The organism is Caballeronia sp. S22 (assembly GCF_964261745.1).
In the GTDB taxonomy this organism is placed as follows: Bacteria; Pseudomonadota; Gammaproteobacteria; order Burkholderiales; family Burkholderiaceae; genus Caballeronia; species Caballeronia jiangsuensis.
In genome coordinates, this window is record NZ_OZ180038.1 from 356,150 (window position 1) to 379,631 (window position 23,482).

General features: G+C 64.6%; 20 protein-coding genes and 1 pseudogene. 8 read left to right on the forward strand and 13 right to left on the reverse strand.

Annotation, left to right across the window (positions count from 1 at the left end; all coding sequences use genetic code 11):
- The first annotated feature begins 77 nt into the window (after positions 1-77).
- The gene (locus tag ACEN42_RS28300; RefSeq protein ID WP_371883816.1) at positions 78-677 is read left to right on the forward strand and encodes a DUF1003 domain-containing protein; all 600 of its coding nucleotides are present in this window, start codon (positions 78-80) and stop codon (positions 675-677) included.
- On the opposite strand, the pseudogene ACEN42_RS28305 reads toward ACEN42_RS28300, so the two are convergent.
- Positions 566-2,656 (reverse strand): annotated as a pseudogene (locus tag ACEN42_RS28305) (putative bifunctional diguanylate cyclase/phosphodiesterase); the annotation flags it as partial. The gene ACEN42_RS28300 and the pseudogene ACEN42_RS28305 overlap by 112 nt on opposite strands.
- Before the next feature lie 290 nt (positions 2,657-2,946).
- Here ACEN42_RS28305 and ACEN42_RS28310 point away from each other — a divergent pair.
- Genes ACEN42_RS28310 through ACEN42_RS28320 form a run of 3 tightly spaced genes read left to right on the forward strand, consistent with a single transcriptional unit; the run spans position 2,947 to position 7,632 of the window.
- Positions 2,947-5,262: an FdhF/YdeP family oxidoreductase gene (locus ACEN42_RS28310; RefSeq protein ID WP_371883817.1), complete on the forward strand. Its 2,316-nt coding sequence runs from the start codon at positions 2,947-2,949 to the stop codon at positions 5,260-5,262.
- Entirely contained in the window at positions 5,255-6,646 is a 1,392-nt protein-coding gene (locus ACEN42_RS28315) for a cytochrome ubiquinol oxidase subunit I (protein WP_371883818.1), read from the forward strand. The genes ACEN42_RS28310 and ACEN42_RS28315 overlap by 8 nt, the downstream gene beginning before the upstream one ends.
- Positions 6,643-7,632: a cytochrome d ubiquinol oxidase subunit II gene (locus tag ACEN42_RS28320; RefSeq protein WP_371883819.1), complete on the forward strand. Its 990-nt coding sequence runs from the start codon at positions 6,643-6,645 to the stop codon at positions 7,630-7,632. Before ACEN42_RS28315 ends, ACEN42_RS28320 begins: the two co-directional genes overlap by 4 nt.
- A gap of 73 nt (positions 7,633-7,705) precedes the next feature.
- Here the strand turns inward: ACEN42_RS28320 and ACEN42_RS28325 are convergent, their stop codons facing one another.
- Positions 7,706-8,083, reverse strand: a complete 378-nt coding sequence (locus tag ACEN42_RS28325; RefSeq protein WP_187604087.1) for a DUF3331 domain-containing protein — start codon at positions 8,081-8,083, stop codon at positions 7,706-7,708.
- A 39-nt stretch (positions 8,084-8,122) separates the two neighbouring features.
- The gene (locus tag ACEN42_RS28330; RefSeq protein ID WP_371883820.1) at positions 8,123-9,049 is read right to left on the reverse strand and encodes a helix-turn-helix domain-containing protein; all 927 of its coding nucleotides are present in this window, start codon (positions 9,047-9,049) and stop codon (positions 8,123-8,125) included.
- A gap of 462 nt (positions 9,050-9,511) precedes the next feature.
- Between ACEN42_RS28330 and ACEN42_RS28335 the strand changes: the two genes are divergently transcribed.
- The 3 genes from ACEN42_RS28335 (at position 9,512) to ACEN42_RS28345 (ending at position 12,273) form a co-directional block, all read left to right on the forward strand.
- Entirely contained in the window at positions 9,512-9,853 is a 342-nt protein-coding gene (locus ACEN42_RS28335) for a DUF4148 domain-containing protein (protein ID WP_371883821.1), read from the forward strand.
- Between the two features lie 49 nt (positions 9,854-9,902).
- A complete protein-coding gene (locus tag ACEN42_RS28340; RefSeq protein ID WP_371883822.1) occupies positions 9,903-10,706 on the forward strand; it encodes an alpha/beta hydrolase in 804 nt (267 codons plus the stop codon).
- Positions 10,707-10,863: 157 nt separating this feature from the next.
- Positions 10,864-12,273, forward strand: a complete 1,410-nt coding sequence (locus tag ACEN42_RS28345) for an HdeD family acid-resistance protein (RefSeq protein ID WP_371883823.1) — start codon at positions 10,864-10,866, stop codon at positions 12,271-12,273.
- A gap of 12 nt (positions 12,274-12,285) precedes the next feature.
- Here the strand turns inward: ACEN42_RS28345 and ACEN42_RS28350 are convergent, their stop codons facing one another.
- From ACEN42_RS28350 to ACEN42_RS28380, 7 genes are all read right to left on the reverse strand, one after another.
- On the reverse strand, positions 12,286-13,611 hold the full coding sequence (locus ACEN42_RS28350) for an NYN domain-containing protein (RefSeq protein ID WP_371883824.1): 1,326 nt from the start codon (positions 13,609-13,611) through the stop codon (positions 12,286-12,288).
- Between the two features lie 70 nt (positions 13,612-13,681).
- Positions 13,682-14,731 carry an NAD(P)H-dependent flavin oxidoreductase gene (locus tag ACEN42_RS28355; RefSeq protein ID WP_371883825.1) on the reverse strand — a complete coding sequence of 350 codons (1,050 nt, stop codon included), beginning with the start codon at positions 14,729-14,731 and terminating at the stop codon, positions 13,682-13,684.
- A 106-nt stretch (positions 14,732-14,837) separates the two neighbouring features.
- Positions 14,838-15,227 (reverse strand): cupin domain-containing protein, encoded by a 390-nt coding sequence (locus tag ACEN42_RS28360; RefSeq protein ID WP_371883826.1) that lies wholly within the window; start codon positions 15,225-15,227, stop codon positions 14,838-14,840.
- Positions 15,228-15,320: 93 nt separating this feature from the next.
- The gene (locus ACEN42_RS28365; protein WP_371883827.1) at positions 15,321-16,157 is read right to left on the reverse strand and encodes a helix-turn-helix domain-containing protein; all 837 of its coding nucleotides are present in this window, start codon (positions 16,155-16,157) and stop codon (positions 15,321-15,323) included.
- Positions 16,158-16,201: 44 nt separating this feature from the next.
- Positions 16,202-16,591, reverse strand: a complete 390-nt coding sequence (locus tag ACEN42_RS28370; protein ID WP_371883828.1) for a polyketide cyclase — start codon at positions 16,589-16,591, stop codon at positions 16,202-16,204.
- Positions 16,592-16,604: 13 nt separating this feature from the next.
- The gene (locus ACEN42_RS28375) at positions 16,605-18,365 is read right to left on the reverse strand and encodes a DNA-binding protein (protein WP_371883829.1); all 1,761 of its coding nucleotides are present in this window, start codon (positions 18,363-18,365) and stop codon (positions 16,605-16,607) included.
- A gap of 271 nt (positions 18,366-18,636) precedes the next feature.
- The gene (locus tag ACEN42_RS28380; protein ID WP_187604076.1) at positions 18,637-18,942 is read right to left on the reverse strand and encodes a DUF4148 domain-containing protein; all 306 of its coding nucleotides are present in this window, start codon (positions 18,940-18,942) and stop codon (positions 18,637-18,639) included.
- 244 nt (positions 18,943-19,186) lie between these two features.
- On the opposite strand from ACEN42_RS28380, the gene ACEN42_RS28385 reads away from it, so the two are divergent.
- On the forward strand, positions 19,187-20,116 hold the full coding sequence (locus ACEN42_RS28385; protein ID WP_371883830.1) for a LysR substrate-binding domain-containing protein: 930 nt from the start codon (positions 19,187-19,189) through the stop codon (positions 20,114-20,116).
- Here ACEN42_RS28385 and ACEN42_RS28390 read toward each other — a convergent pair.
- Genes ACEN42_RS28390 through ACEN42_RS28400 form a run of 3 tightly spaced genes read right to left on the reverse strand, consistent with a single transcriptional unit; the run spans position 20,106 to position 23,474 of the window.
- The gene (locus ACEN42_RS28390) at positions 20,106-20,813 is read right to left on the reverse strand and encodes a transcriptional regulator NanR (protein ID WP_371883831.1); all 708 of its coding nucleotides are present in this window, start codon (positions 20,811-20,813) and stop codon (positions 20,106-20,108) included. The genes ACEN42_RS28385 and ACEN42_RS28390 overlap by 11 nt on opposite strands.
- A gap of 55 nt (positions 20,814-20,868) precedes the next feature.
- On the reverse strand, positions 20,869-22,233 hold the full coding sequence (gene oiaK, locus ACEN42_RS28395) for a 3-oxo-isoapionate kinase OiaK (RefSeq protein WP_371883832.1): 1,365 nt from the start codon (positions 22,231-22,233) through the stop codon (positions 20,869-20,871).
- On the reverse strand, positions 22,230-23,474 hold the full coding sequence (locus tag ACEN42_RS28400; protein WP_371883833.1) for a ribulose-bisphosphate carboxylase large subunit family protein: 1,245 nt from the start codon (positions 23,472-23,474) through the stop codon (positions 22,230-22,232). Before ACEN42_RS28400 ends, oiaK begins: the two co-directional genes overlap by 4 nt.
- Between the last annotated feature and the right edge of the window lie 8 nt (positions 23,475-23,482).

The following is a 23,482-nucleotide window of genomic DNA, read 5'->3' on the forward strand; positions in this document are numbered from 1 at the left end:
CGTGCGTTTTTCAAACGCTTCGCGCGCGCAAGAACGTAGAGTGCGATGCGCACACGCCCACTCTTTTCATCACCATCATGAAGATCGAACAGGACCAACGTGATTCAGCAACCGATCATCTGCGCTTTCAGTTGCCGCATCTGCATCTGGCTAGCGCGTTCGGTAACAACTGGTTCGCGCTAAAGGCCGAGGCTTTCGCGCGCTTCTTCGGCACGCCGACGTTTCTGGTGGCGCAGACGTTGATCGTCCTCGCATGGATCGCGTTGAACGTGGCGCATCTGATGCACTTCGATCCGTATCCGTTCGTGTTGCTGAATCTGGCGTTCAGTCTTCAGTCCGCTTATGCCGCGCCGATGATTCTCCTCGCGCAGACGCGTCAGGCGGATCGCGACAAGGCATTTTCCGATGCCGATGCGCGGCACCGGGAAGCGCTCGCACTCGCGGCCGAGCGGCGCGACAAGGCGCTCGCGCATCAGGCGGCGCAGATCGAGACGTTGCTGCGACAGAACACGGAACTCACCGCGCTGACACGCGAACTGGCCGAGGAGATCGCGGCTTACACGGCAGGCGCGACGCACACGCGCCCCGCCCCGACGATACGTCCCGCCATCCCGCTCAAGAACCCCGGAAGTTCCGCCGCGGGCAGCGGCCGGCTCAGCAAGAAGCCTTGCATCTGATCACATTCGAGTTCACCGAGCGTGCGGAATTGCGACTCCGTCTCCACGCCTTCCGCGACGACCTCGATCTGCAATGCGCGCGCCAGCGTCACGACCGCCGACAGCAACGCGCTGCCGCGCTTGCCCGCGGCATCGAGATCGCGCACGAACGAGCCGTCGATCTTGATCTGGTCGAAGCGAAAGCGCTGCAGATAACCGAGGCTCGAATAGCCGGTGCCGAAATCGTCGACGGCCACGGCATAGCCGCGCGCCTGCAGCGCCTCGATCGTATGACTCGTCTTTTCGACGTTCTGCATCGCCGTCGTTTCGGTGATCTCGAACATCAGGCGCGACGGTTCGACGCCCGCCGCGCCGATCAGAGCGTCGATGCGCGCGACGAGATCGGGCACGTTGAACTGGATCGGCGACAGATTCACCGATACGGGAATCGCGGGCAGTCCATCGGCATCCCATCGCGCGATGTTGCGGCACACTTCGCGCAACACCCAGTCGCCGATCTCGACGATGAGGCCCGAGCGCTCCGCGATCGGTATGAATTCGAGCGGCGCGATCTCGCCCAACTCTGGATGACGCCAGCGAATCAGCGCCTCGACGCCCGTCACCGATTGCGATGCGACGCTGAACTTCGGCTGGAACGACAGGCTCAATTCGTCGTCGCTCAACGCGCGATGCAGGTCGCGCTGCAGGATCAGCGACCTGAGCGCGGTGTGATTCATTTGCGGCTCGAACACGCGGTACGTGTTGCGTCCGCTCTGCTTGGCGGCGTACATGGCGGCGTCCGCGCTATGCAGCACTTCTTCCGCATTGGCCCCGTCGCGCGGATGAAACGCGATGCCGATGCTCGCGCTCACGCGCAGCGGCAAGCCGTTGACGACGATCTCCTGCGACAGCCGCCGCAACACGCCATTGGCGACCGCGACGGCGGACGATATCTCCGCCGCGTTCTCGACGACGATCACGAATTCGTCGCCGCCGAGCCGCGCGACCATATCGGTATGGCGCAGGTCCTGGCGCAAGCGTTCGGCGCACACCTGCAGCAGGTCGTCGCCCACGCCGTGACCGAGCGAATCGTTGATCGACTTGAATCCGTCGAGATCGATGAACAGCACCGCGAACGGCGACGCGCGGCGCGCGCTGTCGGCGACTGCCTGTGCGATGCGCAACGAAAGCTGCTGACGATTCGGCAGGTTCGTCAGGGCATCGTGCGTGCCGAGATAATGCAGTTGCCGGTTCGCGCGCTTCAGTGAAATCGACAGGCTGCTCGTATGAAAGCCGAGCAAGGCGAGCGTGCCGACGAGCACCGTGAACGACATCGCCGTGACGACGAGCGCGAGCCAGTTCGCATCGAGCTTGGCGTCGGCGAGGCAAAGGCTGCCCGAGGCGAAGTTGGCCGCGTCCATGCCGAGATAGTGCATGCCCGTGATCGCGATCGCCATGATGACGGCCGCGCCGAGCCGCTTGACGACGAGGTTCTCGACATCCGATGCGCGCAGCGTGAACGCGAGCCAGAGCGCCGCCATCGACGCGACGATCGCGACCGCCACGGAGAGCACGAGCTTCCATACGGTGTAATCGATGCCCGGCGACATCTGCATCGCCTGCATGCCGGTGAAGTGCATCGCGGCGACGCCCACGCCCATGATCGAGCCGGCCACGACGAGGCGCGAGCTCGATAGCGCGCCCCGGCTCGCGGTGGCGAGCGCGACGAACGACACGCCGATCGCGAGGACGAGCGACGCCGCGGTGATGGAAAAATCGTAGCCGACGGCAATAGGCAGCGAGAACGCGAGCATGCCGATGAAGTGCATCGACCAGATGCCGACGCCCATCGACACCGCGCCGCCGGCGAGCCATGCCGGGCGGCGTTTCGCGCTCGCGAGCGCATTCAGGCCGCCGGACAGCTCCATCGCCGTGTAGGACGCGAGGAACGCGACCACGAGCGACAGACAGACCAGCAGCGGATTGTAGACACCAGTCATCGGCTCTCTCTCGTTTCGTATCAGTCTTTTGCGACTGCTTTTTCGTGCGCCCCGACTCGGCTGTGGCCCGTGCCGCGACGGTGCGCTGCGCCTGGTTCCTTATGCGCTATCGGCCCGGGGGCGGGAAACTTTATGCCAGCGCGGCCGTCGGCACGTTCGTACGGAACCGCGCCGACGCCCCTCTCCCGCCCGTGCGCTTCGCAAATGAGGCGCGCGATTACGCAAAGCCGCCTCGCGCCGAACGGCGATCATCGCAATCAACGAATTGCATCGTTTGCGAGGCGAAGGACATGAGCGAAAACAAAGTTATCCGCATCTATAGCGAACCCGCCGGCGGCTGGGGCGCGCTGAAGGCCACGGGCGCAGCACTGAAGATTCAGGGCATTCCCGTGTCCGGCGCGAAAACGCTCCTGCACATGAATCAGCCGCAGGGCTTCGATTGTCCCGGCTGCGCGTGGCCCGATCCGAAACATACGTCGTCGTTCGAATTCTGCGAGAACGGCGCGAAGGCCGTCGCATGGGAAGCGACCGCGATGCGCTGCACGCCCGAGTTCTTCGCGCAGCATAGCGTGTCCGAGCTTGCTGCGTGGAACGACTACGACCTCGAAATGGCGGGCCGTCTCACGCATCCGATGGTCTATGAAGCCGCATCCGACCGATACGTGCCGATCGAATGGAACGAGGCATTCGCGCTCGTCGGGCGTCATCTGAATGCGCTCGATCATCCGGATCAAGCGGACTTCTATACGTCCGGGCGCGCATCGAACGAGGCGGCGTTTCTGTATCAGCTCTTCGTGCGCGAGTTCGGCACCAACAACTTTCCCGACTGCTCGAACATGTGTCACGAAGCGACGAGCGTGGGCTTGCCGCAATCGATCGGCGTCGGCAAGGGCACGGTGCTGCTCGAAGACTTCGAACATGCAGACGCGATCTTCATCTTCGGCCAGAATCCCGGCACGAACAGCCCGCGCATGATGAGCGATCTGCATTCGGCGTCGCGGCGCGGTGCGAAGATCGTATCGTTCAATCCGTTTCGCGAACGCGCGCTGGAACGCTTCGCATCGCCGCAAAACCCCGTGGAAATGGCGACGCTCGGCTTCACGAACATCAGCTCGTTTCTCTATCAGGTGCGCGTGGGCGGCGACGTGGCCGCGCTGAAGGGCATGATGAAGGCGATCGTCGAAGCGGACGATGAAGCCATGCTCGCCGACGCGCCGCGCGTGCTGGACATCGCGTTCATCGAAGGCCATACGCACGGCATCGACGCATTGCTCGCGGATTTGCGCGCTACACGCTGGGACGCGATCGAGCGGCATTCCGGCCTCACGCGCGACGCGCTCACGAATGCCGCGAACATCTACATGCGCGCCGACAATGCGATTCTCGTGTACGGCATGGGCATCACGCAGCATCGTCGCGGCACCGAAGCCGTGCAGCAGATCGCGAATCTCGCGCTCTTGCGCGGCAACGTCGGACGGCCGGGCGCGGGCATTTGTCCGGTGCGCGGGCATTCGAACGTGCAGGGCAATCGCACGGTCGGCATCACGGAGAAACCGAATGCGCAGCTCGTCGCGGGCATCGAGCGCGCGTTCGGTTTCACGCCGCCAACGAAGCATGGCAACGATGTGGTCGCCACGCTCGAATCGATGATGCGCGGCGAAGCGAAAGTATTCGTCGCCCTCGGCGGCAACTTCGCGGCCGCGATTCCCGACTGGGCGCGCATGCAGAACGCGATGCGCAAGCTCGACCTCACCGTGCATATCGCGACGAAGCTCAACAGAAGTCATCTCGTGCATGGCCGGGACGCACTGATTCTGCCGTGCCTCGGCCGCACCGAAATCGATATTCAGGCGGATGGCCCGCAATCGATCACCGTCGAGGATTCGATGTCGATGGTGCATGCGTCCGCCGGGCGTAACGAGCCCGCGTCGCCGCATCTGCTGAGCGAGCCGGCCATCGTCGCGGGCATCGCGCGCGCGACGCTCGGCGCAAAGTCGCGCGTGCCGTGGGAACATCTCGTCGCGAGCTACGACCGCATCCGCGATGCAATCGAGATCGTGTTCCCGATCTTTCAGGCGTATAACGCGCGCATTCGCGTGCCGGGCGGCTTTCATCTGACGTCGTCCGCGCGCGAACGCGTATGGAATACGAACACCGGCCGCGCGAACTTCCTCGTCTTCGACGGCCTCGACGAAGACCCCGCGCCGAACGATCCCGACGCGCTCTCGCTCACGACGATGCGCAGCCACGATCAGTACAACACCACGCTCTATTCGCATTCGGACCGCTATCGCGGCGTGTTCGGCCAGCGCGACGTGATCTTCATGAATCCGCGCGAGCTGAAGAAGCGCGGACTGAATGCGGGCGATCGCGTCGATATCTTCGCGATAGCCGATGACGGCATCGAGCGCGTGATCCGTAACTTCAAGGCCGTCGAATACTCGCTGCCCGATGGCTGCTGCGGCGCGTACTACCCGGAAGTGAATCCGCTCGTGCCGCTCTACGCATTCGATCCGCAGAGCCGTACGCCGTCATACAAGTCCGTGCCCGTGAGAGTCGTGCGCACGGTCGCCGAACCTCAACGCGAAGACGTCCAATATGCCTGATCACGTACTCGACCTGTCGCGCGCGCAGTTCGCGATGACCGCGATCTTTCATATTCTCTGGCCGATCCTGACCATCAGCCTGTCCGCGTTTCTCGTGCTCGTGGAAGCGCTGTGGATACGCACCGGCGACGTCGCGTATTACCGGCATGCGCGCTTCTGGAGCAAGCTGCTGGTGCTGAACTTCGCGGTCGGCGTCGTGAGCGGCATTCCGATGGAGTTTCAGTTCGGCACCAACTGGGCCGCCTTTTCACGGTACAGCGGCCAGTTCATCGGCAACATTCTGGGCTTCGAAGGCGCGATGGCCTTCATGCTCGAAGCGGGCTTCGTCGGCGTGATGCTGCTCGGCTGGGGACGCGTGTCGCGCGGTGTGCATCTGTTCGCCACATCGATGGTCGCGCTCGGCTCCAGCCTCTCCGCGTTCTGGATCATGGTCGCGAACTCGTGGATGCAGACGCCCGCGGGCTATGCCGTCGTCGATGGCAGGATCGTCGTGACGAACTATTTCGCCGCCATCTTCAATCCCGACATGGTGTGGGGCGTCTCGCACATGTGGGTCGCCGCGATCGAAACCGGCATGTTCGTGATCGCGGGCATTTCCGCGTGGAATCTGTATCGCCGGCGTCATCCCGAGTTCTTCGTGCGTTCTTTCCGCCTTGCGCTCGTGGTGCTCGTGTTCGTCGCGCCCTTGCAGATCTGGCTCGGCGATTCGAGCGGCGTGAGCGTGTTCGAAACGCAGCCCGCCAAGGGCGCCGCAATCGAAGGCCACTGGACGACGAACGCACCGGGCACGGGCGCATCGTGGTCCTTGCTCGCGTGGCCCGACCAGAACGCGCAGCGCAACGACTGGTCCATCGACGTGCCCGGCATGTTGAGCGTGCTCGGCACGCACACGCTGCATGGACAAGTGAAGGGCCTCACCGATTTCCCACGCGACGATCAGCCACCCGCAATCGGGCTGCTCTATTACGCGTTTCGCGTGATGGCGGGCATCGGCTTCGCGTTCATGTTGCTCGCGTTCTGGACCGCGTATGCGTTGCGCAAAACACGCGGCCGTCTCGAAGCGCTGCTCGCAAGACGCAAGCTTCTGCTCGCGTGGGTGCTCTGTATTCCGTTGCCGTATGTCGCCGTGGAAGCGGGATGGATCGTGCGCGAAGTGGGCCGTCAGCCGTGGGTCGTCTACGGTTTGTTGCGCACGCGCGATGCCGTGTCGACGATCCCCGCTTCGTCGGTGTCCTTGAGCATCGCGATGTTCCTCGCGTTCCATGTCGTGCTGCTCGTCACATTCTTCGTGCTCGCGCGACGCTGGCTGAACGCCGGCCCCGACCTCACCAGCATGCCGTCCGCGAACGTCGCAGGTTACCGGCCTTTGGAGCTCGACTCATGAATAGCGCTGTTCACACCATGCTCGCCGATACCTGGTTCGGCCTGATCGGCCTGATGCTGGTCTTCTATGTCATCACTGACGGCTTCGATCTCGGCGTCGGCATCCTCACGCTCTTTCGCCGCAAGTCGTCGGACCGCGACGTGATGGTTCAATCGATCGGTCATGTGTGGGACGCGAACGAAACGTGGCTCGTCGTGATGGGCGGAGCGCTCTTCGGCGCGTTTCCGTCGGCTTACGCGCTCCTGTTGGAACATCTCTATCTACCGGTGATGGCACTCATCGCGGGATTGATCATGCGGGGCGCGGCGATCGAGTTTCGCCATAGCGTCGATCACGGGCCGGTGTGGGACAAGGTGTTCGGCATCGGCAGCCTCGTTGCGGCGCTCTCGCAAGGCGTCGTGCTCGGAAAGGTGCTCACGGGTCTCGCGCCGGGCAAGGCGGCCTTCGCGTTCATCGTCGTTGCGGCGATCGGCGTCGTCGCGGGATATTGCCTGCTCGGCGCGACGTATCTCGTCAGGAAGACCTGGGGCATGGTCGAGCAATGGGCGCGGCGGATTTCACTGCTGAGCGCGATGTTCACCGTCGTTGCCGCGGCGTTGCTGACGCTCGCGACGTGGTTTTCAAGCGATATCGGTCACGCGCGCTGGACGCATCCGGCCGTGATGCATGTGCTGATCGCGCTCGGCCTCGCGTCGGTGCTTGCGTTCGCGTTCATCATGGCGTCGCTGTATCTCGGCAGTTCGCGTGTGCCGTTCCGCGCATCGGTGGCGCTGTTCGTGTTCTCGTTCACAGGGCTCGCGATCAGTCTCTTCCCCGATTTCGTCCCGGGCAAGCTCGGCATTCTCGAAGCCGCATCCGATGCACCGACGCTCGCGTTCATGCTGATCGGTATCGGTCTCGTGTTCCCGGTGATGATCGGCTACAACCTCTATCAGTACCACGTCTTTCGCGGCAAGCTTGCGGACAGCGCGCACGCGGGCGAATGACCGGTCGTTCGCGGCGGCGCGCATAAGAAAACACCGCCTCGCAGGCGGTGTTTTTCCATGCAGCGCAAGCGATTCATAACGACGTCGCCTGATCCAGCACCGACGCCAGAATCATCGCGCCCGCATTGCTCGGAACCGGCCGCGGATTCGGCCCGTAGACATGGTCGCCCGGGCGAATCTCGCGGCCACTCATCGCGCACACGCCAGCAGTGCGCGCGCGCATCGCACGCCACACCTGATCGCCGTAGCAGCAGCGCGTCGAGTCGCGCCATTCGATCGTCGCCGTCGTGGTCGACGGACGTTCGATCAGCTTCACGGTCACGCGGCGCTCGCCCGTTTGCGTGAAGGGACGCCTTGCCGAAGTCGTCCCGAAGTTCACGCCGTCATTCAGCGACGTGAGTTGAAAGATCGTTTGCGCCCACGGATCGAGCGCGATTGCAGCTTCAGCCATGTCCGGCTCCTTATCGAAGAAAGTCGTTGATCGATCCGCTCACGCAGCGTCGAGCGTGTTCGTCTGCCAGTGCTTCGGCGTGGCGCCGACAAGTCGCTTGAAGACCGTCGTGAAATGCGCCTGCGAGCGAAAGCCGCAGCAGAGCGCGACATCGAGCATGCTGTGCCTGGACGTGCGCAGCAGTTGCTGCGCGCGCTCGATGCGCTTTTGCAGCAGGTACTCGTGCGGACGCATGCCTGTCGCGCGGCGGAACTGCGCGGCGAAGTGCATGCGCGTGAGACCGGTGCTCGACGCGATATCCGCGAGGCTGATGTTCTCGGCAAGATGCGCATCGACGAATTCGGATACGCGATTGATGCGCCATTGCGGCAACGCCGAAGGCTCGCGCCCGCGCGCAACGGGCGCCGCGAAATGACGCGCGACGAGCCGCGACACGATCGCGAGACCAATACTTTCGATGAACATGCTGCCGAGCGCCGCGCCTTCGGTCTTGCACACGGCGAGCGTCTGGCCGAGCCGTTCGAGCGCGGGATCGCGAATCAGCTTCGGATCGTCGAGAACGATATCGCCCGCATGGGGACGATGAAATAGATCGTCATGGCACTCCGCCAAAGCTTCCTGCGGCACGAAAAGATGCAGGACATCCATCGCCGACTGGAACACCGCGCTCACGCGTGTCGCGGGCGCGGTGACCTGCACGACGCCCGCGGGCACGCGCCCGTGCAGCAGTTTGCGACCCGCATGATGAAAGATCAGCGACGCGCACTTCAGATTCAGGCTGACGCAATGAAACGCGCCGTTGCCGTCGCTGGAGACTTCGAGCGGCGATTCGCCATGATGCAGCCAGCGCGCCATCGTGATTCGCCGGGCGGGCTGGACGGCGGCCGGGCTGCGCCATCGGTCTTCCAGTTCGATCAATGGCGCTCGCGCGGGCGTCGCGGAATGCGAAAGGAGATTGAGATTCATGATAGGTCCGTTGCTTGACTGAAGCCTGTGCGGCCGATCGATGACCGGCATCGCGACCACTCCAAGTTAATCAAACGGAAACCACGCGCCTAGCCGTACATAGGGTTGACGACATCGCCTGATGGTTGAGTCAACCTATATCAAGGTTTGATATCGGCGAAGCGATAACACCTTCGTATGAGCGCCTAACACGCGCGGATGAGACGGCTCATCCGGACGTCGCATGTAATGCAGCCGCACGATTGAAGCGCTGCCACGCGCGCCATCCGAACGTTTAGCCGATGCACCGATAACGGCTGCAGGCACGCTCCTTCGTAGGTGTAGTCGAGGCGCGCTCCGGTGGATAAAGTGTCGTCAAGGTCGCGGCATGAACACGGACCAACGGCCTTATCAAGGGAAACCGAAAACAATATTTATTTCGGATACCCGATTAACTACATCATCATCCACCAGGAGTCGAACATGAAAAAGTATCTCGTCAGCTTCACCCTCGTTGCCGCCACGCTCGCTGCGCCCGCTCTCGCATTCGCGCAATCGAACGCCCCCGTCACGCGTGCACAGGTCCGCGCCGATCTCGTCGCCGTCGAAAAGGCAGGCTATAACCCGGCGCTCGCGAGCGATCCGTACTACCCGTCGGACATTCAGGCAGCGGAAGCGAAAGTCTCCGCGCAACATGCCGGCGCAGCGCAGGCATACGGCGGCGTGCAAACCGGCACGAGCGCATCGAGCGCGCCGAAGCATGCATCGATGAACAACACGTGCGTCGGGCCGATCGACTTCTGCCAGCCGTTCTTCGGTAGCTGATCCGCGCGTCCGGATCGACGATCTCTCATTCGCACAAGCGGAGTCTTTCATGAAGCGATTCTTTCAAGCAGCGTCGATGCTGGCGCTGTCGGCCGGTATGTTCGCATCGACCGGCGCAATGGCTCAGGATGCCACCCCGGCCGCCGATGCCCATGCGCCCGTCAAAAACATCGTTCTCGTTCACGGCGCGTGGGTCGACGGCTCGGGTTGGAAGCCGGTCTACGACATCCTCACCCGCGACGGCTATCACGTCACGATGGTGCAGGAACCGCTGACATCGCTCGAAGGCGATGTCGCCGCGACCAAACGCGTGCTCGACCTGCAGAACGGTCCGGCGATCCTGGTCGGCCATAGTTATGGCGGATCGGTCATCACGGAAGCGGGCGTGCATCCGAAGGTCGCGGGGCTCGTCTATGTCGCGGCGCATGCGCCGAACGTCGGCGAGGATGAAGGCGCGCTCGGCAAGAAGACGCCCAGCTTCCTCGCAAAGCAGACGGACGCCGTAGAAAAGACAGCGGATGGCTACACGTATCTGAATCCCGCCGTGTTCCCGAAAGACTTCGCCGCGGATCTGCCGCTCAGGCAAGCCCGGTTCGAATCGCACTCGCAGATTCTGACGGCGGCGCAAGTCTTCACGACGCCGCTGACGGCCGCGGCGTGGACGTCGAAGCCGAGCTGGGGCATCGTGGCCGGCAGCGACAAGATCATCAATCCGGAGCTCGAACGCTGGTACTACGAGCGCGCGCATAGTCACGTGACGGTTATTCCGGGCGCGAGCCATTCCGTGTACGAATCGAAGCCGCAGCAGGTCGCGGCGGTGATCGAAGAAGCCGCGAAGCATGCGGTGCAATAAATGACGTGACCGCGCGCGGCTGTCGTGTTTCTGCACGGCAGCCGCGCACTTTCGTCTGTGGTTTTCCCGTTCTTGCCGCTTTCGCCGTCAATGCCTTATATAGTGTGTGGCTGCGCATGTGCCGCGCAAGGCATCGAATGATCAGACGGAGGAATCGATGGTTCGGCTCGTGATGATTCTGCTCGGCGTCGACTATCTGCGCACGCGATGGCGCACGGTGCTGACGCTCGGGCTGCTCAGCATCGCGCTCGGCGGCGTCATCTTCACCGATGCGCTCGACGGTTCGCTCTACTTCCCCATCGTGCCCTTCGCGCTGATGATGCTGTTCGAGGGCCTCGCCACGCTCGCCGTCGCATGGACCGGCATGGGCGGCCAGCGCAAGCTGCGTTATGTGAAAGGCACGACGTTCTGCCTGTCGGCGCTGCTCGTGCTGTTCGGCGGCGAGCACGGCAACTTCGTGCTGTCGCTCATCTTCGGCACGCTCTTTCTTGTCGATGGCGCCTTGCAGATCGTCTCCGCGCGCGTGGTCCGCTTTCGAAAGTGGCGCCTCGCGATGGCAGGCGGCGTGCTCGAAATCGCCATCGCAATCTTCTTCTATCAGCCTTATCCCGATCACTATGCGGGAACGGTCGCCTATTGCGTCGCGTTCGGCCTCTTCTTCGGCGGCTGGAACATGATCCTGCTCGCGGCGCGCGTGCGGCGCATGGCGGCGAATCCCGCCGTCGACGGCGAAGCGAATGCGACTGCGCAGGAAGAACCGGCGTCCGCCGCGCCCTCGTTCGCCGGCGCGGTCTGGGACGGCCCGCCCGCACCCGATGAAGCCGCGCTGACCGTGCACGTGTGGACGCCAGTCGGCACGGCGAAATCGCAGACGAAGCGGCAGTTGATCGTCGATCGCTATATCGCCGCCATCGACAGGAACGGCACCATCTCGACCGGCCACGCGGCGCTGGAGACGCCCGAAGGCGTGTACATCAGCCTGTATCCCGCGGTCGAGATCGACCGCTCGCCGAACGAATTTACCCGCACGCTGCGCGCGACACGCGAGAACGACGTGCCCGGCCTCTTTCAGCCCGACTACGAGACCGAATCGAAAGCATGGTGCCCGTCGACGCAGCAGGTGCGCATCCGCAATTACGATCCGGTGAGGCTCGCGCGCTTCTGGCAGACGTATCAGCGCGACACGACGTACAACCTCACTTATCGCAATTGCTCGAGCTCCGTGGCGCGTGCGCTGGAAGCGGCGATCGAGGGCGCGTCGGCGCGCGTATGGGGCAAGGGCGGCGGATGGAAGCCGCTCGTGCGCATCATGGCGACGCCCGAGCTATGGGTCGCGGCGCAAGTGCGAAAGCGCGCCGCCACGATGGCCTGGACACCGGGCCTCACGCTCGATTACGCGCGCGCGCTCAGCATGCTCGCGGACCCGCGCCACTCGGGCTGGGTGAAGATGGCGCGCATCGCGGTCGCGACGATGTATCGCTCGCGGCAGCGCTGGCGCGCCGAAGAACATGCGGCGGCGCGTGAGCAAGGAGAGGCGTCGGTATCGGCGGAGCAGCGTACCGGTTGAAGCGATATCGGGTTACTCGACCACAGCCTTGCGCGAACGGCTGCCGCGCGACGACGATTTGCGCGGCGGCTTCTGCGCTTCGGAAACCGGCGCGGCGCCCTCGTTCGATGCATCGGCGTCGCTCTGCTTCGCAGCGGTCTTGCGCGCGCGACGCGGCGCGGCGGGTTTTTTCGGCGCGGGCGCGGGTGCGGGCTCGGGCGCGTGTTCGGCCTGCGGTTCGAACATCTCGCGTTCGACCGGCATCGGCGCTTCTTCCACGAACACGGCGTCTTCCTGCGCGGCTGCCTGAGCCGCTTTCCGTGCGCCTCGTCTTTCTCTGCGCCGGCTGTTCGCCGAACCTTCGTGCTCTTTCGGAACGACCGGCGTCGATACTTCTTCCTCGAACACGACGGACTCCGGCGCGGCCACGAACTCGGCTTTCCGCGCACCGCGTTTCTCGCGTCGCCTGCTGTTTCCCGCGCTTTCGTGCTCTTTCGGTACGGCCTGCGCCTCGGCCTGCCTCACATCCACAGCCGCGACCTGAGAGGACTGCGCGGAGCGAAACACGAACGCGCCGGATTTATCGTCGCGGCCGACTTCGAGCAGACCGCGCGACTGCGCTTCGTCGAGCAGATTGCCGAACGCGCGAAAACCGTATTGCGTTTCGCTGAAGCCCGGCTTGCGGCGCTTGATCGCGCTCTTCAACACCGACGCCCAGATCTTGCCGCTCTCGCCGCGCTCCGATGCGAGCGCCTCGAAAGTCTCGACGGTGATCGCGATTGCCTGCGACTTGCGCGATTCCGTCTCCTGCTTCGGATGCCGTTCCTCGTCGGGCGTGCGCTTCGATTCGCGCTGCTCGCGCTTGGCGATCGCGCGTTGCTGCTCGCGCACGAGGTCGTCGTAGAAGATGAACTCGTCGCAGTTCGCGACGAGCAGGTCGGACGTCGATTGCTTCACGCCCACGCCGATCACCTTCTTCGCGTTCTCGCGCAGCTTCGACACGAGCGGCGAGAAGTCGGAGTCGCCGCTGATGATGACGAAGGTATCGACATGCGATTTCGTGTAGCAGAGATCGAGCGCATCGACGACGAGGCGAATGTCGGCCGAGTTCTTGCCCGACTGGCGCACGTGCGGAATCTCGATCATTTCGAAGCTGGCCTCGTGCATCGCCGACTTGAAGCCCTTGTAGCGATCCCAGTCGCAATAGGCCTTCTTCACGACGATGCTTCCCTTCAGCAGCAGGCGTTCGAGCACCGGCCGGATATCGAATTTCTCGTACTTCGCATCGCGAACGCCGAGCGCGACATTTTCGAAGTCGCAGAACAACGCCATGCTGACGCTTTCCTGAGGTCCAGCCATATGATTCTCCAGCCCGTGCGGCATGTTTTGGAATGCGCACATGATAGCTTGTCGGGCCGATGGCCGTTCGTCACTCGCCGCCGCCGATGTTCAGGCTCTTTTCGCGCCGCGCGAGCAGATCGTCGAGCGCCTCGTTCGCCTCGCGCATCAGACGTTCGATGACTTCGCCCGCCGATGTCCGCTCGTTCACCAGCGCCGACGACTCCCCCGCGAAGAGCGCCATCTTTTCCATGTCGCCGGTGGTCGAGCGCAGCGGCGAAATCGTGCTGTATTTTTCGACCGGCCCCCATTCGTCATGCGCGATGACCTCGCGCGGCAGCGCATAGGGATCGTTGCCGAAGAGATGATCGCGCGCCGCATCCGTCACGCTGTTCGCGAGCACGCGCACCGGAGAGCCGGCGGGCCAGTTGATCGCGTAGATGTCGGTGTGGACCGTGTCGCCCGCGCGCGCATCGATCACGCGTTGCTTGTGATAGTCGTGCGCGTAGGATTCGTGCGTCGGCAGAAAGACGGTGCCGCAATGCACGCCGCTCGCACCGAGCGCCAGCGCCGCGACGAGCCCCGCGCCCGTCGCGATGCCGCCCGATGCGACCACCGGCACGCCGATATGCGCGGCGATTTCGGGCAGCAGCGTCATGATGCCGGTCGAGCCGCGCACGTGCCCGCCGGCCTCGACGCCTTGCGCCACGATCACGTCCGCACCCGCCTTTTCCGCGCGCAACGCGTCTTCGAGCGAGCCGACCTGATACAGCACGAGCGCGCCGCCGTCTTTCGCACGCGCGACGATATCAGGGTACACGTCCCAGAAAAAGCACATCGCCGGGACGCGCAATTCGAGGCATGCGTCGAGTTCGGCGGCCAGCAGGCCGGGCTTCGTGCCCGCCGGAATGAGATTGACGCCGAATGGCCGATCCGTCGCGGCGCGCACGGCGGCGACTTCGCTCGCGATCGTCTCGGGCGATTCGCGCACCATGCCGAGCAGTCCGAAGCCACCTGCATTCGACACCGCCGACGCGAGTTCCGCGCGCGCGGGTCCGCCCATGCCCGCGGAGACGATCGGATAACGGCAGCCGAGCACACGGGTCAACTCGGTATCGAATGGCGCAGCGTTCGCGGTCATACGGGCCTCGCGCGAGTGAACGGTCCGAATGCAAGTGACGGACCATCGCCCAAGCCTAGTCCCGACGGGACTCGCTTTCAAGCATGCTCACTGCCGCTTCCCGGCATCAGATCCAGAGATCGTTCGGCGCGGTGCGCTCGTTGTGGTCTTCGCCCGTATTCACGACGCCGCGCGGCTCGATGAGCATGATCTTCACTTCGCGCGCCGCATAGGGTTTGTGCTCGACGCCCTTCGGCACGATGCCGATTTCGCCCGCACGCAGATGCATCGCGCCGTCGCGAAAGTCGATGCGCAATTCGCCTTCGAGGACGATGAAAGTCTCGTCGGTATCGGCATGACGATGCCAGACGAAATCGCCTTCGAGACGCGCAACCTTGAACTGGTAGTCGTTCATTTCGGCGATCACGCGCTGCTGCCAGAAGCCTTCGATCTTGCGCGCCTTGCCGAGCGGATCGATCGCGATACGCTGACCGCGTGAAACGGGTGTGGATGTCATGGCGAAGCTCCTTGACCTGGACGATGAATCAGCCCGAGGCTAACGCCCGCACATCGCGCACGTCTTGAACGATCGTGCGTGGTTCAGCGTGGTTCAGCGCGGCTCCGCGCCGCGCGCGATCGCCCGCCAGCGCGCGGGCGGCATGCCGAACGCGCGCGTGAACTGGCGCGTCATGTGACTCTGATCGGCGAAACCCGCATGGGCCGCGATATCCGCGAGCGATGCGCCTGTCAGCATCAGACGGCGCACGAGATCGAGCCGGCGCATCGTCAGATAGCGATACGGGCTCGTGCCGTAAAACTTCCGGAAATCGCGCGACAGCGCGAACCGGTCCCGGCCCGTCACGCGTTCCAGCTCGTCCAGCGTGATGATGCGGTCGCAATTCGCGTGGAGAAATTCCTGTGCGCGCGCGGCGCTCGCATAGTCGCCGCTATCGGCGGCCATGTGCGCACCGGACGCTTGCGCAAGCGCGAGCGCCAGTTCGGTCAGCGCGTCGTGCTGTTCGAGTGGTTCGAGCGGCGGCAGCGCGCCTTCCGTGCGCTGGAGCAGCGCTTCCGTCGCGCGGCAGACGCGCACATCGGTCGTCACGCCGCCTTCGACGAAAGGCAGCGCGCGGCCACCGAGGATCGCCTGAATCAGCGCGGGTTCGACATACAGCATGCGATAGCGGAAACCTTCGCCGGTGCCCGCTTGTCCGTCATGAAGTTCGTCGGGATGCAGGACCATCGTCTGGCCTGGCACGCTATGGCGAAGCGTGCGACGGTAGTTGAAGCTTTGCACGCCCGCGAGCGTGCGGCCGATCGCATAGGTGTCGTGCCGGTGCAGGCCGTATGCCTTGCCGCCGAACCAGGCTTCGATGCGCTCGATGCCTTCGGTCGGCTCGGCGCGTTTCACCCAGTCCGACGCGGTTCCCTTCTTGCGCTCGTTCATCTCGACTGCCGCTCCCGGCATTTCGTTGAAGGCGATATCGGATGTTAGCCGTAACGCGCCGCGAGCGCGGCGAGGTCGCGGCGGACCCAGTCGGCATCGGCGGCGAATTGCTCGTCGGACATGCCGGGCTGGCGGAACAGCGTGAGCGCCACTTCAGCGCCCGCGCCGTTCTGATAGACGCGCAAGGGCACGTAGACCTCTTCACCGTTCGGCAAACCTACGCGGTGATCCATCACGCCGAGCGCATTGTGACCGGTGAAGCGGATCGTCACGTCGCCTTCGGGACCGCGGGCGCGCCAGTGATCGCCCATGTCGTCGAGCGTCGATTGCGCGAGTCCCGACGCCCACGTCGGAAAGACTTCCGGACGCCAGATCGCGTCGTAGAGCTCGCGCCAGTCGCGATCGATCGTAATGGTGAGGGTCTGCGTTTCCATCGTCACACGAGGATCACGTTTCGATCTTCGACATCACCGCCGTGGCCGGATCGTAGCGATAGCCCTTCTGCGCGAGCTGCTGCGTCATCTTGTCTCCGATCAGCTTCTGCTGCGCCTCGCGCAGCACGAGTTCGTGATCCGGCTTCATGCGCTCCAGCTCGACCGCAAGCCTGCGCATCAGCGCGACTTCGCCGGTGCTGCGGGCATCGATGAAAAGAATCTTTTCGTTGGCCACATCGAGACGCTGGCGCAAGTCCTTCGCGTAGGTGACCCACTGCTCGGCGTTGGCGCGAAGATCGTCGTAGGCCTTCGAATGCGCCTTCGCCTGCGCCGAAATCTGGCGCTGAAGCGACGCAAGCTCCGACTCTTCGCCCTGCTCCTTCTCGACCAGGCGCTTCGCGAGATCGGTCGCGTTCTTTTCGGCGCTCTCGGCGCGCTCGCGCAACGCGTTGACATCGTTCGACACGCGCGCGAGTTCCGCGCCCTGCTCGGCCTTCTGTTCCATCAGCACGCTGATCTGCTTGCGGGCTTCGTCCAGTTCGCCGCCGACACGGCCCGCGTGATCGCGATGCGCCGAAATTTCCGTCTTCAGCGTAGCCGCGTTCTCACGCTCGGCCGCGAGCGCACCGCGTACTTCGTTCAACTCCGCTTCCAGTGCGGCGACGCGCGCGAGGCTTTCGCTTGCCTGCGCTTCGGCAGTCTGCGCGCGCGCATGCGCGGCGTTCGCATCCTGCGACCAGCGTTCGGCTTCAGCCGATTTTTCCTGCGCTGCGAGGCTCAACGCTTCATGCTGCTGCCGCACCTGATCGCGCTCTTGTGCGATGCGCGCGAGCTCGTCGTCCTTGCCTGCGATCAGCGCGTGCAGTTCCGCGTGATCCTGACGCGCCTGGTCGCGTTCCTGCGCGATACGCGCGAGCGTTTCGTCCTTCTCCGCGAGCGATGCGCTCAACTGTTCGTGCTGCTGCCGGGCCTGATTGCGCTCGTCGGCGATGCGCGCGAGTTCCTCATCCTTGCCCACGAGCGACGCGTGCAGATTGCCGTGCTGCTGGCGCGCCTGATCGAGTTCTTCGGCGATACGCGCGAGCGCTTCGTCCTTGCCCGACATCGACGCATGCAGTTCCGTATGGTCCTGCCGCGCCTGATCGCGCTCCTGCACGATACGCGCGATGTCTTCGTTGAGCGCGTCCTTCGCGCGCCGCTCTTCGTCGAGCGACGCATTCAGCGCTTCCAGTCGGGCCTGTTCCGCCGATGCGCGCTGCAGCGCTTCCTCGACGCGCGACTCGGCCGTCTGCGCGCGCGCCGTGGCTGCCTCGAACTCCTGGCGCAACCGCGCGACCGAGTCTTCCGATGCCCGCAACGCGCTGAGCGTCTCGGTCGTTTGCTGGCGGTTTTTCGCGGCCTCGTCGCCGGTCTTCTGGAACTCGGCGAGCGCCTCGTCGCGCTCCGCGAGCGCGGTCGAAAGCCGCTGGCTCACCACGGACAGGCGCTGACCGGACATCCGTTCGGTTTCGTCGCGCGAGACGGTCCAGAGCCGCCGCGCGACGTTCACGAGCGTCTCGGCGAGGTCGTCGGGGAGGCCGGTGGGCGCCTGCTGCGGCATGTCCGGGGAATGCGCGTCGCGCCAGCGCTGCAGGCCCGCCGCGATGGCGACGACCGAGCCGCGCCCGGCCTCCGTCCAAACGGACACGGGGGTGACCTTGCGGCCTTCTTGCGTCAGGCGATCGGCGATCGACGCGATCTGTTCGTCGGTGATGATGTCTACGTCTGTGGGCATATGCGCCTCGAAAATCAGTGGCGTCGCACTCGAAAAATTGCGATACGTTGTTACATTCGGCTTAATCCGCGTCGGGGCGGAAAGGGATGATACCCATTTTCCGCGTCCGCCATTCCGCAGCACGTCACATGCCGGCGAAATCGGGATTTTGAAGCGAGAGTGTATCGCCTGCGAGGCGGTAATTTCGAGACGTGATGCGTTATTCACGGAAACGCATCGAGCCCGGACGGGCGCTCCGTCCGGGCTTTTGTAACCGGCTAAATCCGCGCGCTTACGGCTTCGCGAAAACCGGACCGAGACCGATGACGCTCGTATCCGAACGCGCGCCCGACTCGGCGTTGCCGCTCGCCGGCGCGCCATATGCGCTCAGGCCCTTCGCGGCCGCGATACGCGCCTCAGCGGCCTGGATGTTTTGCGGATACTGGGTCTGGTCGCTCGCCGGATCGTAGCCGGCCTTTTGCAATTCGACGAGTTGCGCGCGCACTTCCGCACGGGTGATCGGCTGGTTCGACTGCGCAAACGAGAAAGCCGGAAGCGCGACAGCGGCAGCAACGATGAGCGATTGAATGACTTTCATGATTTACCTCCAGAGAATGTAATGGAAGTCCGTCTTGTCGATCCGCCGTGTGTTGCGAATCGTTCGGGCTTGGAGGTATTAAAACCGGCGGACGTATCTGGCTTGTTTCGCAAAAAGCGGATTATGAAACGCCGTGTGTCGGCGTTCAGTGCGGATACAGTGCGATACAAAGACGCCGTGCCGTCTACAATCGGCTTGCCCGTATCGCAACGGGAAATAATCGGCACCATACCGGGAGGAGACCATGCAGACCCCGCGCCCTTCGCTGAACGCCCTGCGCGCGTTCGAAGCCGTGGCGCGCCTGCGCAGCATGACGCTCGCCGCGCAGGAGCTGTGCGTCACGCATGGCGCGATCAGCCGGCAGGTGAAGGCGCTGGAGGATACGCTCGGCCTGACGCTGCTCGTGCGTTCGGCGCAATCGTCGGATCCGACGCCCGAAGGCAGACGCCTCGCCGAAGGCCTTACGACGGCGTTCAATCTCATCGACGCGAGCATCGAGCAGTTGAAGCCGGAGCCGCTCACGCTGTCGTGCTCAGCGACCATCATGATGAACTGGCTGATTCCGCGGATCGCGGGGTTTCATCGGCGCTATCCGCAGACCGAGCTCAAGTTCAACATGAACTACGATCAGATCGATTTCGTGCGCGACAAGATCAGCGTCGCGATTCGCGCGAACACGATCGAACCGCCGAGGGACGCGATCACACGCACGCTCATCGACGAATGGATCGGTCCGGTGTGCTCGCCGGAGTACGCGCAGTCGATCGGACTGACAAACCCCGCCGATCTCGCGCGCGCGAAGCTGCTCTCCACCCGCACGCGCCCCGAAGCGTGGACCGACTGGTATCGCGCGACCGACGTAGCGCCGCTCGCCGGTGCGGGCGCGGATGCCTACGATCACTTCTATCTGCTGATCCAGGCGGCCGTGTGCGGCCTGGGTGTGGCGCTCGTGCCGCAGTTGCTCGTGATGAACGATCTCATGTCCGGCAAGCTCGTCGCGCCGTTCGGCTTTGCGCCGGGTCCGCGCCAGCTCGTGCTGTGGGTCGCGCCGCATCTGCGCGCACATGCCGAGGTCGCGCAACTGGAACGCTGGCTGATCGAAGAGATGAACGAAAGCCTGAAGGAGATGACCGCGTTCCTGCGCACGCGCGACGACGAAGCGCTCAGGACTTGATGAGCGTGCCGTAGAGCGCGCTCGCCCGCGAGAGATGCGCGTGCATCGCGTTGGCGGCGGCGTCGCCGTCGTGCGCGGCGATCGCCTCGACGATGCGTTCGTGCTCCGCGAGCGTCAACGATTCGGCGCCGGGCGCGCGCACCATCGGCCGATAGTATTCGGCGGCCCAGTTGAAGATCGATTCGACGATCGACGGATAGATCGGATTGCCCGTGATCCGCGCGATCTCGCGATGAAACGCCATGTCGCAGGCGAGAAATGCCTCGCGGTCATCGACTGCCGCGCGCTGCGCCTCGACGCGCTCGACGAGCCGCGCGATGTCTTCCTCCGATGCCTTTCCGGCCGCCATGCGCGCCGTGCCCGTTTCGAGAAAGAGCCGCGCCGCCTTCAGATGCTCCAGCATGTCGGGCTGCGTGCGCAGCAGATGCATGGTTCCGATCGCGATTTGCGCGATGAGGCTCTGCGCCGTCGGCACGACCACGCGCGCGCGTTCGCCGTGCGCGATCTCGACGATTCCGGAGCGCTCCAGCGTCTGCAACGCCTCGCGGATCGCGGGCCGCCCGACGCCATACGCTTCCATCAGCTCGCGCTCGGAAGGCAGTTGCGCGCCGGGCGCGATCTCGCCCGAGCGGATGCGCGCCATCAACCGGTCGAGTACGTCCTGATACAGCTTGCGCCGCTGAATGATGTCAGCCATCGGAAATGCCTGTCTTCGATGAATCCCGCCGACGACCTTATCACGAAGCCCAAGCTCACGAAGCGCCGTCGCGCACGTTACCGAAGAACGACACGCCGCCGATCTGCCCGCCTTTCAGCACGATTTCGAGCCCGTCGCGGGCGGCATCGCCGGACCACGCGCGGCACAGCGGCGCGCCCGGCGCCATGCCCGCCGCGACGCTCAATGCCGTGATGCCGAGCTTGCCCGCCACTTCGCCCGAACTGTCGCCGCCCGCGACGACGACGCGGCGCAACGGCGCGCGATCGAGCAGCCGGCGCATCACATCGGCGAGCGTTTCGCCCACGCGGCGCGCCGCTTCCGCGCGGCTCAGTCCGGCTTGCGACGCGATGTCGTCGAACGCGAGCACGGCGGGATCGTCGGGGCCTTCGGCGCTGAAGACGAGCGGGCTTCGGCCATCGCTCACGGCGCGGATGGCGACGCCGATCACACGTTCGATTTCGGCTTCGCGCGACTGCGCATCCAGTGCGCGACGCAAGTCCAGGCGCTCGACGCGAAAGCCGTTGTCGCGCGCCCAGCGGATCTGCCCCGCCGTCACCGGCGAGCAGCTTCCGCTGACGGCCGCGATCACATCGACGGGCGATGCAACCGGCAGGCCCGGCATCTGCGGCACGAGCCCGTTCGCGCGCCAGTGCGCCGCGAGCGCATATTGCAATCCCGACGACGACGCCGTGAACACACCTTCGCCGCGCCCTTCCCAGACGAGCTTTCCGGCGGCGGCGAGCGTCTCTTCATCGAGCACGTCGATCATGACGACGGGCCCATCGTCGCTCGTCAACGCGTTCAGGCGTTCGTGAACATCCGGCGAACGCAACTGCACGAAATCGATCAGGCCGATGCGCCGCTCGGTCTGCCCGCGCAGATGCACGCGCAAATCCGCTTCGCTCATCGGCGTGACGGGATGACGCGACATCGTCGGATGACGATCGAGCCGATGACCCTCGCCGTCCACCGAAGCGAACAGATTGCCGAACGCCTGATAGCGCTTCAGACGCGGCGCGCCGACGATCATCGGCGACCACCGGCCGCGCATGTATCTCACTCCGATATCGATCGCGCGGCCGATCGAACCCGTGTGCGGCGACGAATCGAAGGTCGAGCAGACCTTGTATTGCAGGATCGGCGCGCCCAGTGCGGCGAGGCTCGCGAAGGCGTGCGGCAACTCGTCGTCCATCCATTGCGGACTGCGCCCGCGCGACGATCCCGCGAGCCCGACGCAACGCACATCGGGAAAGCGCGCGAGCAGTTCGGGCGTGGGCGTCTGCAGGCACAGGAGCGTCGGCACGCCGGCGGCGGTCATCGCTTCCATCGCGTCGGTGGAACCGGTGAAGTCGTCGCCGTAGTACGCGAGCAGCAGGCCATCGGGCCATTGCGTGCTCATTTCCAGAACTCCAGTGCGCGCTTCAATGCGGGATTGCGTTCGGCATGACGCGCGAGCGGCACGCCTTCCATCGCCGCGACCCACGCCTCGCGCAACGCCTCGACGCCCGCCGCCACGCCGCCCGGATGCCCGAAGATGCCGCCGCCCGCCGTGTGAATCAGATCCGCGCAGCCGATCGCGGCGTACGTGTCCGCCGCCTGCAAGCCCGTCTGGCCCGAGCTGAAGACGGGCATCGCGGTCAACGGCGCTTCGTCCATCACCGGCGCGAGCACCGCGCGCGCCGCCGCGATCACGCTTTCGTCGGATTCGCTGAACTTGTTGCGCAGGCCGTTCACGTGCAGGTGATCCGCGCCCGCGAGACGCCACAGCATCTGCCACGGCGCGTAGTCCCAGCCGAGCGCTTCGGCGCGCGTCAGATAGCCCCAGCCCGCGCGATGCGCGTGAATCGGCAACTGACTGTGCTTGCGCAACTCGGTCATACCGACGAGACCGATCGAATTGAGCACCGCCATCACGCACGTGCCGCCCTGTTCGAGCACGAGATCGTGGCGGCGCTTCATCTGATCGAGATCGCCCGTCACGTTGAACGCGACCATCACCTTCTTGCCGGTGCGCTCGGCGTGATCGTTCACGACGCGCATCACCGCGCGCACGCGTTCGTCGAACGGGCAATGCGAGCCGTCGCCTTGCAGTTCGTCGTCCTTGATGAAGTCGATGCCGCCCGCGACCAGCTCCTTCACCTGCCCGGCGGTTTCCTCCGGCGAAAGCCCGACGCTCGGCTTGATGATCGTGCCGATGAGCGGCCCATGCGTCACGCCCGACAGCTTGCGCGTACCTTCGATGCCGAACGCCGGCCCCGGATACGCCGCCGCGAACGACTTGGGCAGGCGCAGGCCGGTCAGACGCAAGCCCGACACCTGGCGCAATTCGAAAAGATTGCCCGCGATCGTCGACATCAGATTCGGCAGCGACGGCCCGAAGTTTTCGATCGGCCACGAAAGTTCGAGCACGCATTGCGTGTAGCACTTCGAAGCCGCGCCGCCCGGCAGGCTCGGCGTCTCGCTGTAGCCCAGCACGTCGAGCCGTTCGACGCGCGCGCCCGAGCGCGCCTTGAGTTCGGGCGTCTCGTTGGGCAGCGCGATGAAGGTGCCGCTCGACTGCTCGCCCGCGATGGTTTCGGCGGCAATGCGCGGATCGACGCCGGTTTCGAGCCAGTAAGTTGCGTGGATGCGTTCGCTCACGGTCAGTT